Raw genomic sequence first — 13284 nt, forward strand, 5'->3', positions numbered from 1 at the left:
AGGCAAGCCCGCGTTCTGTGTCAGTGTGTAATCTAACTTTCGCGCACATCTTTGGACGGCAGGGCCAAGAAGGCGTGATGAGCGATTTTAGAGCGATTTTCGAAGAGACAACCCGATAGTCCGCCCCATGGGATCCATGAAGGCGGGCTGGTATCCAGCCGGTGTGGCGCCGGTTCCGTTATGAACGTGAATGCGGTTGTTCGAGACATTATCCAACGACAACATGATTCTAAAATTCTGAGCCCAGTCGCTGTGTTTCCAGCGGGGGACGTCTCCCAAAGTAACGAAAACCGAAAAATCCAGGGTTGCGAGGCTACTGAAATACAGGCTGCCTGCGGACGTGCTGCCTAGAGTTGATGTGCCTGATTGCCACTTGCCGTCCAGCCTGATGCCAATACCGTTTCGATAAGCCCCTGCCTGAAGTTCCACTTCATGACGGGGTTTGCCGCCAAGACCACCTATCGTTCCGCCGTTTAGGAGGTCTATCGCGGGGAGGCCGGATCGTAATCGCACAGTATCGTTCAATCGCCAGACCTGGGTCAGGACAACGTAATACCGACCCTGCGTGGTATTGCCTGGCCGTCCTTTATGGTGCGCTTTGTCAGGCTCGTTTCCGAAGGGACGTGAGAGCGAGAAGGTGGTGTTCCATTCTGTCCGCTTCTCATAGTCGGCGTTGACTGGCCTTAAATCCACACGTTCCAGAACGCCGTCGGCATCTCGTTGGTAGTTATCCGGGAAAGCATCCTGAATGGCTGCGGTGGCAGTGGGTAGAGACAGAACCGGGTTATGTGTGTTGTCGTGCACGTAATTGATGTGCAGTCGTGATCCGTCCAGAAACGGAGGGGACAGGATGGCACCAAGACTGATTTCATGTCGATCGGCTGACCGCAGGTTCCGGTTGCCTCCAGATACAGTCGTGACCTGAACGGACTCTCCACGCACATAGTCATATGTTGTGACGTTCGGAGTTTCGATTGTGGGCGCCACAAGGGAGGAGGCTGCGGGTGCTTCTGTCTGTTCAGTGATGGAGAGCGGCAGCTGGATCCATGTGAAAGGCGCCCATGTGACGCCCCCACCGACGGTTCCTAATGTTCCGAAGTGGGACACCTGGCTGACCGCACCGTTCACATTGGCATCCAGCTTTTCAAGAAAAGACAGAAAGTGGTTCTTTCGGCTTGCGATCGGAAGGTCGCCGTTGATCCGAATTGTACCAATATCTCGGCTAATGGCCGCGCGAGATGTCACGGTATTGACGGTGGATACAGCGTTCTGCTGGCTGAGTGTTCCCGTGGCTGCAATGCTGGTGGAGGCATCTCCCGCAGGAAGCGTGAAAACCGGACCGGAGAGCAATCCGCTGATCTGACCCTGATTACTTGTGGTGCGACCGTGATTGACGAGGCGCGTGCCTAACCAGGCTGGAGAAACTGTTGTCCATGGGTCGAAAGAAAGATCGTTGGAATTCAGGGCTGCTTGGGCCGTTGTGAGTGACAGCCCAGTCTGGCTGTTCGTGACTGTTTGAGTGTAATCGTAGCTGCCCTTGGCATTCCACTTCCAGTCGCCGAGATCGCCATTAAAATTAAGGCCGGCGTGTCCTGTTTCGGTGTGTGCGGTCTGCTGAAGGGGGGCGATGTTTCCAAAGCTGCGGAAAAGCTGAACAGACTGGGTAAATGGTGAATAGAAACTTCCGCCAGGCAGCGTGAGTACCCCATGCGGTAGCCCCTGCAGACTGATTTGATCTTGATGATCAAAACTCACATTGAGAGATGAACTGACATTTTCAGTGATACGATCAGCGTAAACCCCGTTCAGATTCAATTCGTGTTTGCGTGGCTGAAGCGTATACGCTGAGGCATTCGTGCTGGTATTGGGACTGTTCGCGTAGGGGAGAATATCGTCCAGCGTTGCAGCCTGCCCAAAAGGCAAGGATGGGCTGCCTGCCGTAGTGACGGTCTGTCCGGACAGAGCATCAAGGGCCGGGTCCAGGCTGGTACCATCTGACGTACTGAGGTTGCCCTGTGTGGCATAGAGTGAGTTTGCCGCCGGGGGAGCCACGTTGCGCTGGCTGTCTCTCAGCCATGAACTGGCCGTGTAACGAGCGCTGAGGTTGATGCGCCGTTCGTCTTGCAGGCGCGTGAAGCTGAGGGAAAGAGCACCATTTTCTCCGCCCCCATCCGTGGATGTTTCGCCATATACGCGCGCACGAACTGACCGGAAGTGCTTGACGGTGATGATGTTGACGACGCGCTGGTCTGCCGCATAGCCATAACGGAGGGCTTCTTCTTCCGTAAAAATTTCCACACGTGCAATTCCTTCAAAGGGAAGGTCATTAACCTCCTGAAGGCCGGAAATTCGTTTGCCGTTTAGGAGAACAACGGGAGCATTTCCTGTTGCTCCCCGTCCAGAGCGTGTCTCAGGCGAAATGGTGCTCAACAGATCTGTTACGGTATCGACGCCATAGGATTTAATCTCATCTGCGCTGATCTGCATGAGTGGTTTTGGCGCACCAATGACGGCTCCTTCCGGTTTATGGCCGGTAACGACGATATGCTCCGTTGTGGATGTCGTGCTGCCGGATACGTTGGATGGGGTTGTGCCCGTCGTATTGGTGCTTTGTGCCCAGGCTGAGCCGCAGGAGAGGGCGGCGCTGAAACCGCAACACGTCAGTTTTCTAAAATTTAATCGGGAGCGTGTAGCGGCTGGAGTGCCAGAATGGTGGCTGGTCATGCTGTGGCCTGCCGATCTCCCGGAAATGCGAATTTATGCGCTCCGTTTGTGTCTGGAGCAGCGAAGGATCGTCAGGTCATTCCCTGACGCAGAAACCATAATGGGGTATTTTTGGGGAAACTGTTTCTTTTTGTCGAGAAACAAAATTCTCCGCAACAATCAGCGTGTGTTCAGACTTTCTCAGCGTTTCGCATGGTTTCACTGTCAATGACGTCGCGGATCGCACGGGTTAATGCTGAATGGTCGGTATAGCGGCGGCCATAAGTCAGATTGAATTCATGGTCGAAGTCTGGCGGGTTGATGCCAGTATTATGCTGGGAAATGGTTTCGAGTTTGTCGAAAGCCTTTGCCATCCTTGCCTCAGGGCTGGAGGCATTTTCGTACTCATCCCAAAGCTCAAGAAACTCTTCTTTTAAATGCTCGGGAAGAGGGGCCATCACGGTCAGGAGATCTTCACGTTCCTGCTGGGATTTGTTGCTGGAAGCTTCAACGGAAATGGCCGGAATATCGCCATGGATGGCTTCGCCCAAGTCATGGAGAATACAGATTTTAAGGAGGCGCAGCAGATCGATGCCTTCAAGCTGGTCGGCGAAAGTCATGACAAGAAGGCATAGACCCCAGGTGTGTTCTGCGGTGCTTTCAGCTTGACCACCCAGAGTAAAAGCGCGGCGAAGCACATCTTTAAGCTTGGAGGCTTCGCGGAGAAAATCGAGACGCTTCTTGATCTCGTGTGTGGTCATCAAAATAGGTCCTGACGATTAGGAATTTGAGGCCAAAGTCAGGCCTGATCCTGAGAGATGGCGTCCTGTCACATTACCAGCGCGTAAAGCACCAGATATCCGGCGATCACGAGTAGAACCAGAATTCCAAGAAGGATTGGAAAACCCATACCGTTCTGGATCGATTTGATCGCCTTGACGATAAATTCAGCCATCATGTCGCGCTCCTGGGGCGAGTGCAGGCGAACGGTTGTCCTACAGTCGTACGAAATTATATGCGAAAATGGTTAAAATGGTAACTCCCCGTCTGTGTAGGACCGAAATGCAAGTGGGTCTTCAAGGGCTTGCCGCGTCACATCAAGGAAACTGTCGCCGGAAAGCAGCCATATTTCCTGAATAGAAATCTTATCGGTTCAGTCTTTCAAAAGGATTTTCCCATGAAGCGTCTTGCAATGATGGTGCTGGGTTTTGCCATGATGGCACCCCTGATGGCGTGCTACGGGCCATACGATCATGAACGGGGACATCATCATCACGAAGGCCGAGGCGGACCTTACGTTGGCGGCGGCGGAGGGTATGGGCACCGCTGACCCTTACCTTTTACAGAGAAGCCTGAACTCAAAGCAGTTTGGGTTTTTCTGAGGGCATCCTGTCTTTGCCTGTTCGGGGTGGCCGTGTAGGGAAGAGAAACAGCGTTCCGTTCTGGAACTGTTATTCTGAACGCACATGGATATAGAGATGCCCGCATCCGGGGTTGAGACAGGCTGGTTTCCCATTTCCCTTCGTCTGGAGGGCGCACGTGTATTGCTGGTTGGCGGCGGCGAAGTTGCTGTCAACAAAGGCAGGCTTTTGCTTGATCATGGTGCGCAGATCGAGATTGTTGCGGAAGCCCTGAATGCCGTTGTTCAGGAGTGGGTGGATGCGGGATTGGCGCGGCATGTAGGCGGTCGCGTTGACGCTGATATTTTACAGACTGTCATGCCGGGGTGTCGTCTGGTCTATGCGGCAACAGACGATCGGACCGTCAATCGCGTAGTGGCTGCTCTTGCTGACACGTTAAATATTCCTGTCTGTGCCGTTGATGATCCGGAGCCGTCCACCTTCATTACGCCTGCTCAGGTTCGGCGTGGGGCTGTACGTGTTGCAATTTCAACCGCTGGCGGAGCACCGGTTCTGGCGCGTCGACTGCGGGAACAAATTGAAAGCTGGATGCCGCATGGGACGGGGCAACTCGCCGCGTATATGCAGTCCCGCCGGGCGCGGGTGTCCGCACAATATCCTGCAGTGCAGGATCGGAAACGGATCTGGGAAGATTTTCTGGACGGAGCAGGCGCAGAAGCTGCACTGGCAGGCGATGAGGTCCGGGCTGACGGTGTGCTTGATGTGCTCCTGTCTGCACAGCGGGCTTCTGGCGAGGTCTGGCTTGTGGGGGCCGGGCCTGGCGACCCCGATCTTCTGACATTGAAGGCCCTCCACTTCATGCAGAATGCTGACGTGGTGCTTTACGATAATCTGTTACCCAAAGTGTTGCTCGAACGTGTTCGACGTGACGCGGAGCTGATTTTTGTGGGCAAGCAGCGTAATCGCCATGCGATGCCACAGTCCGAAATCAACAGCGAGATGGTCCGTCACGCGAAAGCCGGTCAGCGTGTTCTGCGTCTGAAGGGGGGCGATCCGTTCATCTTCGGGCGGGGTGGTGAGGAAATTGAATCCCTGGTGGACGCGGGAGTGTCTTTTCGTGTTGTGCCGGGCATTACCGCTGCCAGCGGATGTGCGTCCTACGCAGGTATTCCCCTGACACACAGGGATTGTGCTCAGGCGTGTCTGTTTGTGACAGGGCACGCACGGGCGGATGGCGTGCTGGATCTGCCTTGGGATGACATGGCGGATCGCCGTCAGACTGTCGTTATCTATATGGGAATTTCGACGTTGCCAGCTCTGATGGCGGGTCTAGTAAAAAATGGCCTGCCGTCAGACTGGCCAGCAGCCATTGTGGAACGGGGAACCCAGCCCGGGCAACGTGTGTTGACGGGAACACTCGGAACAATGGCGGCTCAGGCCGCCGAAGCACAGGTCTCTTCCCCCGCGCTCGTGATTGTGGGGGAGGTTGTTCGTCATCGCGTTGTTTCACCCTGAATAAAGAGCTGCGCGTAAGATGCATGGCTCCTGTTCTTAAAAAAGGCCTTTTTTCAATAGGCTGCTCTGTGAAAGGTCTTACAAGCGCCTGAACTGGAGATGACCCCTTATGCCGTCACTGACCGCTATTATCACGGAAATCGCAGAGGAAATGCGTGCCGAGACAGATCGGGGGCAGGTGGCAAACTATATTCCGCCGTTGGCAAACGTCGATCTCGGCCGGTTTGGAATGGCCATTATCGATGCAGAAGGCGGCAGTCATATTGTTGGGGATGCTGAAGAAGCCTTTTCCATTCAGAGCGTTTCAAAGGTCTTCGGCCTGACGCTCGCGCTTAATGCGGTGGACGCCGGGCTCTGGAGCCGGGTGCGTCAGGAACCGTCAGGCAGTGCATTCAATTCGATCATCCAGCTTGAAAGCGAAAACGGCATTCCGAGAAATCCGTTCATCAATGCGGGGGCGATCGTCGTATCGGATATTCTGACGTCCCAGTACGGCTTGGACGGTGCGCAGAATGAGCTTTTGGGCTTCCTGAAGCCCATGAGCTCAGATCCGGATACCATCCTGATTGATCGGGATGTGGCGCGGCAGGAAGAAGAGACCGGATTTCGCAACAAGGCTCTGGCCAATTACATGCGGACCTTCGGGAATATTCATAATCCCGTTGATGAAACGCTTGACCTCTATTTTCATCAGTGCGCGCTGACCATGAGTTGCAGGCAGCTTGCGGAAATGGGCACCTATCTGATGACGGGCGGAATTAATCCTCGAACGGGCGAACGCGTTATTTCCACGCGAAATGCCCAGACCGTACTCGCTCTCATGATGATGTGTGGACACTATGACGGGTCCGGCTCTTTTGCGATCAGGGTTGGTTTGCCAGGAAAGTCAGGCGTCGGAGGCGGTATTCTAGCCGTCGTTCCCGGTGTGGCGTCGGTTGCGGTATGGTCACCGGGTTTGAATGCGCAGGGCAATTCACTGCTGGGAACACGTGCCCTTGAGCGTCTTGTTCAGCATACGGGATGGAACGTTTTTCGCGCCAGTCACTGAGCTGGAGATAGCATATTTTCCTTTTATGTAATTGAAAAACAAGAATATTTATTGAGACGGATCTGGCCGTGCCGGGGTTAGGCATTCTTTGATGCAATTCCCTTGATAACATCTAATTGACAATAATTATCAATTGCAAATATGAGGGCTCCAGTTCCGATCCTCTCTCGGTGGGCCAGCATGTCTTCTTCTGTCGTCAAATATACTGTCTTTCCTGCTCTTGTGCTGGCAGGGCTAACTTCCGCCGCTGCAGGTGCAGATACGTCTGTTGTTACGGATGAAGCTCAGTCCAGGGGCCAGAAACAACTTCAGAAGCCCGGACAGCCGCAGGCGCCAAAGTCCAAAGCGGAAGTCATTGTTGTGACGGCGACCGGCATGTCCCACGCGTCTTCTGCGACAAAGACACGCACACCGATTATTGAATCGCCTCAGTCCATTTCCATCGTCAGCCGTGAAGAAATCGAACTGCGCGCATCTCCGTCAATTGCGGATGCGCTGGCCTATACTGCGGGTGTACAGGCTGAGCCCTCCGGCATCGACAGTCGAGTGGATGAAGTGTCTGTCCGTGGGTTTGGTGCGGGTGGATTTTCATCCAACAACAACTTTGTCGATGGGTTGCGTCTGCCATCAGGCGGGCAGTGGACCAGAACGTCCTTTGATCCGTTTGCACTTCAGCAGATTGAAGTTTTGAAAGGGCCTTCCGGCGCCCTTTATGGTCAGACGGCACCGGGGGGCGTCGTTAACCTTGTGACGAAGCGTCCGACGGAAAAGAGCGAAGGCGAATTCTTTCTACAGAGCAGCGGATTTACCAACCTGTCCAACTGGCAGGGGCAGGCCTCCGGGGATGTGTCTGGCCGACTGACGCATGATGGGGCTTTGACAGGTCGGATTGTCGGCCTTGCTCGATATGGTGACACTCAGGTCAATGAAGTACGGACTGGCCGGTACTACATCTCCCCAAGCCTGACCTGGAAAATTACACCCAAGACGGTCTGGACTTTGCTTGCGCAGTATCAGCGAGATCAGGGGGGCTCCACGTTCCAGTTCCTTCCAGCAACGGGCACGCTGTATGCATCCAAAGGTCGCCATATTGCGAATGATGCGAATATTGGTGAGCCGAACTGGGATACGTTTGACCGAAACCAGGCTTTGGCAGGCTCATTTTTGGAGCATAAATTCAACCGTTTCCTGACGGTCCGAAACAATACGCGTTACACGTACCTGAACACGCTTTACAGAGCGACAGTGCTTTCTGGCGATACGCTGGCCAAATGCGCGGCGACAGTGGCTGGATGTATTGCAGGCGAAACGGTTAATCGGCGTGCTGTGGAAGGCAGAGGGCAGTCTCAGGGTGTCACGACGGATACGCAACTTGAAGGGCATGTTCGTACGGGGCCTGTGCGGCATCTGCTCCTGGTTGGTACTGATTATTTCTATACGAACTGGCGACATAGCCGCGATCTGGTGGCGTCTTCCTATGTTCTGCCGATCCTGAATATCTTTAATCCGAAAGCACGTGGGAGTGCTGGGTATTCAGATAATCTTAGCCCGCAGGTCTATACGGCAACCATCAGCAGTCAGAATGGAATTTATTTTCAGGATCAGTTGAAGTTCAACCGCCTTCGGGTCACGATTGGTGGACGTCAGGACTGGGCGCGCGATAACACGCTTAATGTTCTCACGAAATCTCGGTACATCACGAATTCCAATGCATTCACCTGGCGAGCAGGTGCCGTTTATATGTTTGATAACGGTCTCGTGCCCTATTTCAGTTACGCTCAGTCGTTTCAACCACAAGTCTCTGATCCATCCACGTCATTGGGGGGAAAGGCCTTCAAGCCGACAACTGGCGATCAGTATGAAGGTGGTATTCGGTATCAGTACGGGAAGAGTATCTACGTCACTTTTGGTGGATACCAGATTACCCAGAATAACATGACGACTTATGATCCGAACGGCACACTCTGTGGCACATCAACGTGCCTGGTTCAAACAGGGCAGGGCCGGGTTCGCGGGTTGGAACTTGAAGGCAAGGCAAACCTGCCGTGGGATATGTCGGTAATCTTTACCGGCACTCGCAGTGAAGCGAAGATTACTCGCTCCAATACGGCATCTCAGGTCGGCAATTATCTTGGACAGGCGCCAAAGTGGATGGCGTCTCTCTTCGTAGACCAGCGCATCCAGCATGGAACTTTTGCGGGTGTCGGTCTTGGCGGTGGTGTCCGTTATACAGGCACAAGCTACGGGGATACGGCAAACACTCTGCATATTCCGGATTATACGCTGTTCGATCTGTTCCTTCGGTATGATTTCGCGACGGCCCATCCGCGCTACAAAGGATTATCCTTTTCGTTTAATGCCCGAAACATCGCCAACAAGCGTTTTGTCGCGACCTGTACAGCCGTGTCCGCCTGCTATTATGGGCAGGGTCGTAATCTGACTGCTCGTTTGGAATATCGTTGGTAATTCGAGTAAAACGTTATGATAACGATATGGATTGCGACGGTTCTGGGGGCAGGTGGTGCGCTTATGCTCTATATGGCATCGCCCGCTCAACAATTGCGCAAGAAGCGTCCAGCATTTCGGCTCTGTATGAGTTCCGGAAGCACGCTCCTCTGTGCATCCTTGCTCATGCTGCTCGCAAGCGAAGGTAGCGGCACCGCAGTTTCCGAGTTTCTGACGCTTATCATGATTGTCTGGTCTTTGGTTCCTCTGGCTGCCGCGGTTTGGCGAAGGAGGATGTCATGACATCCACTCCCGTGATGCTAAGCAGTCGGAACTGGTTTCCCAAAGCGAGCGCCGGTCTTGTCCTTGGACTCACGCTTTCCTTTGCCCTGATGGGCATTCTGGGTCTGCTCGTGCATGTTGACGGGCAGCCTAGGGCAGTTGGTTCACAGTTCCTGATGTGGCTCGTAGTTCCGGTCTGGACGGGAATTCTCGGGAGCTGCTTTCTGTTTCGATCAGGCTGGCGTGCGTGGGCAATGCTTGGAGGAGCGAATGCTGTCCTCTGGGTTATTTATATGGGTGTGCGGAGTATGATGTCGTGAAAATCCGCGCTGATATTGTCCGCATGTATCGGGAAATCCATAGCTGGGTTGGAATTGTCTGTGGCCTTTTCCTGTTTGTAGCATTTTATGCCGGTTCAGTAACGATGTTCGAGCGGCCTTTGCAGGATTGGGCCTCGGCACCAGTGGCTTTGCCGCCGCCAGTATTACTGGAGAAAATTCCAGCATTGTTGGAAAAGACATTTTCTGAGCATCCGGAAGCGCAACGTAATTATACGATTGTTTTGCATCCAACGCCTTCTCAGCCCGCGTCCTTGATTTGGGGAATGCCAGAGCGGATGCACGGCCCGTCTTTCGCCAATTTTTCAGCGTTGGCACCGGATGGCTCTTTGGTGACGGTGCGTCAGGAGCCTTCACAGGCTGCACATTTCATCAATATGCTTCATCAGCAGGTCGGGCTTTCCATGCCTCATGAGGCCGGACGGCTCCTTATGGGCGTGGTCGCGTTGCTTTATGCGGTGGCCCTGATTTCAGGGACGCTCATCGTTATTCCAGGGATTGTGAAAAACCTGTTTGCAATTCGCCTGGGTCAAAACGTCAAAAGAATGTGGCTCGACATGCATAGTATGCTGGGCCTGTTTTCTCTGCCTTTTCATATCATCATGGCGCTCACCTCAGTGGTGTTTGCATTTCATGATGAGATCTACATGGCGGAGCAGGCGCTCCTGATACACCACCCTCAGGCTCAGCATGGTGCAGCAGGCCCTAGTCATGGGCCGCATCCTCATGGTCCAGCCGCAGAGCTACGGAAGCCTCTCGACCCAGATCAGATTATTAAAACTGTTGCGACACAAGCGCCGGGGTTCATTCCCGATACTCTGGCTTATAGCAGCGCTCATGGTGGCCATTTGGCTCTCAGAATAACGGGACGAGACCCACGCTATGGCGCGCGTGGGGCGGGTGGAGGATTTGCAGGCGTCGATCCATATAGCGGCAGGCTCGTGTCTACCGAGTATATGCCCGGTCATCAGAGCTGGTCGCAGTCCGTGCTGACATCATTTTTCGTTCTGCATTTTGGCAGTTTTGGCGGAGAGAGTGTGCGGTGGGGATATGTGCTTCTCGGGCTCGGTGGCGCATTTATGTTCTATGCGGGGAACCAGCTCTGGGTGGTGTCGCGCAGGCGTCGTGAGCGCGGAACAGGGCGTGTAGAGGATACAAAATCAACACGAATACTCTGTGCGTTGACGATCGGATGTTCGCTTGGGTGTGTAGCGGGGATATCAGCTGTGTTATGCGCGGCGCCTCTGCTGCCCGCGAGCAGTCAAACGGTCACTGTGCAGCTTGTTTATTTTGGGGTTTTTCTGCTGTGCAATGGGGTGGCGTTCTGGCTTAAGGAGCGGGAAGCTATTCGCATTTTACTAATATTTTCCGCAATCCTGACATGGATGATGCCGATTTCCGCAGTTGTGGTTACACCATTATCACGCATGCAGGATTCAGCTTTGGCAGTAGATGCATTTGCAATTCTTTATGGGGCCTTTTTGATGCTCTGGGCGGTGCGCCCCGAGGCCGGTCAGCCTGTGCTGCGCCGTAAAATACTTCCCTCAGACCCTGAGCGGGCCTGAGGCTAGGGTGTTTTCAGAAATCGGATACGAGTGAGAAATAAGTGCCTCGTCGTTGTCCGTATTGCGCCTGATAAATGCCGACGCCGCTACCGTCTCGAAGTTGGTAGCGTTTGTCGAACAGATTTACGATGTCAGCGCGAACTTTCAGATCATGCCCCAGCGGGACGCGGGTGAAGGTGTACTGGTATCCGACGTTAAAAATGTCGTACTGGGGCTGTTTCTCAAGATTGGCAAAGCCACTCCGCAGGCCGTATCCATATAGGAAATCTATATAAGCCAAGTGATGCTTGCTGGAATAGGATGCGCCAGCGCTGGCGGTATACTGTCCCTGATGGTCTAACTGGATGGCATGTGCGCGAATGTAGCTCAATTCTTCCGGATCGAACTGGTATTCGGCGGAATTTATTTCCCGAGCTGCCGTTTTCACAAACGAGAAATTTCCAAATAGAGACCAGGGGCCGCGCCTCCAGGAACTTCCAAACTCTGCACCATAGACGTGACCTCGGCGATAGCTGAATGGCGCGAGGATGACCGCACGGCCAAATTGTCCAAGATCTGTAAGATTGTGTGCCCACTTGCTGTAGGCGTCGATTGTAATCTGTAATTCGGGGGTAATATGCTGGAGAATGCCAGCGTCCACGTAATTGGAGGTTTCAACTTTCGTGGGCGTATCTGTCAAATTGGCTGCGGCATTTGTGGTTCCTGCAAAACGCGCCAGTGTTGAGGGGTAAACGTACTGCGGAGAAGGCGGTGCGAAGAACCTGGAGTAGCCGATGTGCAAGGCCGTGCTTCGGAACGGCTTCCACACCAGGTTGGCGCGCGGGCTGAATTGTCCTTCGTTTCCAAAAGACGATGCAAACCGGTCGTAGCGAATACCATAATTGAAAGTGAGCTTGCGGGTGATGCGATATTCATCCTGAAGGTAAGCCCCAGCTTCAACGGACCAGTTGCCCGTGTTGTCTATTAGCCGAAGCGGGGTAGACGAAGTTTGTTGGCCATCGTCACCTACTGGGAATGCAAGAGAGTCAGTATCGAGGCGCTCGGAGGTGTATTGACCCAGAAGACCGGCCCGAAGGGTATGGTGCGGAGCGATATCATAAGACAAATCGAACTGTGCGCCGCCAGTTGTAAAGTCATTGACCTCGTGTTCAGCCACACCCTGAAAAATAAGGTCCCGAGCCGGGTCTGGCGTATAATCGATGCGCCCGTAACGAAAATACGGTGAGAACTGAAGGTTCAGTTTGTCAGCGCTGTGCTGGTATGAGACGACGGCGTAATAGTTTTGCTCTGTCTGGCTGTCATTCAGAAAGCGTGATTGTACAGAGGGGTGTGACCAGTCAGTTCCAGCAAGTTGATAAACCGGTTGCAGGCCTGTCGTGTTGGGAAGTTCAAAATCTGCGTAAGATGCACTTGTCAGGAGTGAGATGCGGTCGGTGTCGTTCAGCTTCCATGAAAAATAGCCAAACGCCTTTTCCTGCTGCGTTGTGTCATGTGTTGCGCGGAAGGAGGCGGTCGGGTTCTCGATACCAATATTATTTCGGTTCATGGACAGCGTCGTAAAATATTCAAAGCGCCCTTTCGAACCGCCCAATTGTAAAGATGGTGCAAAAGTGTTGTAGCTGCCGCCATAGAGTGAAAGCTGGTTATTTTTCAGGGTGGACCCGCTTTTTGTATGCACGTCCACAATGCCGGCCGTACGGAACCCGAATTGAGCGGGGAGGGTTCCCGTCAGCAGGTCAACCGATTGGATAATGCGTGTATCCAGTTCCTGACCAAAACCATTCAGGCCCTCGGGAAGCAGGACACCGTTGACCCGGTAAGTCAGGCCGCCATGTTCGCCTCGGACATGCACTTCTCCGTAGCTGTCCTGCACGACGCCAGGCATTCTGAGCATAATCTGGCTGAAAGAAGCATTCTGCCCCTGAGGCGTAGCCTGGATCTGTCGTTGATCGATGCCGTAGGAAACTGCGCCCAGGCCGGGGAAGATACGTCCGCGCGCCTGATCGAGGTGCCCCATGACAGTTACG

General features: G+C 53.7%; 10 protein-coding genes. 6 read left to right on the plus strand and 4 right to left on the minus strand.

Annotation, left to right across the window (positions count from 1 at the left end):
• Positions 1-87: 87 nt before the first annotated feature.
• From R5H23_RS07875 to R5H23_RS07885, 3 genes are all read right to left on the minus strand, one after another.
• Positions 88-2724, minus strand: coding sequence for a TonB-dependent receptor plug domain-containing protein (locus R5H23_RS07875; protein ID WP_317215027.1), 2637 nt, complete (start codon positions 2722-2724; stop codon positions 88-90).
• Positions 2725-2894: 170 nt separating this feature from the next.
• Entirely contained in the window at positions 2895-3464 is a 570-nt protein-coding gene (locus tag R5H23_RS07880; RefSeq protein WP_046899522.1) for an HD family hydrolase, read from the minus strand.
• A 68-nt stretch (positions 3465-3532) separates the two neighbouring features.
• Positions 3533-3661, minus strand: a complete 129-nt coding sequence (locus tag R5H23_RS07885; RefSeq protein WP_256445572.1) for a hypothetical protein — start codon at positions 3659-3661, stop codon at positions 3533-3535.
• Positions 3662-3880: 219 nt separating this feature from the next.
• On the opposite strand from R5H23_RS07885, the gene R5H23_RS07890 reads away from it, so the two are divergent.
• The 6 genes from R5H23_RS07890 to R5H23_RS07915 all read left to right on the plus strand — a co-directional run bounded on the left by R5H23_RS07890 (position 3881) and on the right by R5H23_RS07915 (position 11257).
• Positions 3881-4033 (plus strand): hypothetical protein, encoded by a 153-nt coding sequence (locus R5H23_RS07890; protein ID WP_317215028.1) that lies wholly within the window; start codon positions 3881-3883, stop codon positions 4031-4033.
• Between the two features lie 148 nt (positions 4034-4181).
• Positions 4182-5579 carry a siroheme synthase CysG gene (gene cysG / locus R5H23_RS07895; RefSeq protein ID WP_317215029.1) on the plus strand — a complete coding sequence of 466 codons (1398 nt, stop codon included), beginning with the start codon at positions 4182-4184 and terminating at the stop codon, positions 5577-5579.
• 109 nt (positions 5580-5688) lie between these two features.
• Positions 5689-6627 (plus strand): glutaminase, encoded by a 939-nt coding sequence (locus R5H23_RS07900; protein WP_046899520.1) that lies wholly within the window; start codon positions 5689-5691, stop codon positions 6625-6627.
• A gap of 180 nt (positions 6628-6807) precedes the next feature.
• Positions 6808-9093 (plus strand): TonB-dependent siderophore receptor, encoded by a 2286-nt coding sequence (locus R5H23_RS07905; RefSeq protein ID WP_211500174.1) that lies wholly within the window; start codon positions 6808-6810, stop codon positions 9091-9093.
• Between the two features lie 278 nt (positions 9094-9371).
• A complete protein-coding gene (locus tag R5H23_RS07910; protein WP_317215030.1) occupies positions 9372-9674 on the plus strand; it encodes a hypothetical protein in 303 nt (100 codons plus the stop codon).
• Entirely contained in the window at positions 9671-11257 is a 1587-nt protein-coding gene (locus R5H23_RS07915; protein ID WP_317215031.1) for a PepSY-associated TM helix domain-containing protein, read from the plus strand. The genes R5H23_RS07910 and R5H23_RS07915 overlap by 4 nt, the downstream gene beginning before the upstream one ends.
• A 13-nt stretch (positions 11258-11270) precedes the next feature.
• On the opposite strand, the gene R5H23_RS07920 is transcribed toward R5H23_RS07915, so the two are convergent.
• Positions 11271-13274, minus strand: coding sequence for a TonB-dependent receptor domain-containing protein (locus R5H23_RS07920; RefSeq protein ID WP_317215032.1), 2004 nt, complete (start codon positions 13272-13274; stop codon positions 11271-11273).
• Positions 13275-13284 lie beyond the last annotated feature (10 nt).

The sequence above is a fragment of the Gluconobacter sp. GP1 genome (assembly GCF_032913585.1).
GTDB classification, from domain to species: domain Bacteria; phylum Pseudomonadota; class Alphaproteobacteria; order Acetobacterales; family Acetobacteraceae; genus Gluconobacter; species Gluconobacter cerinus.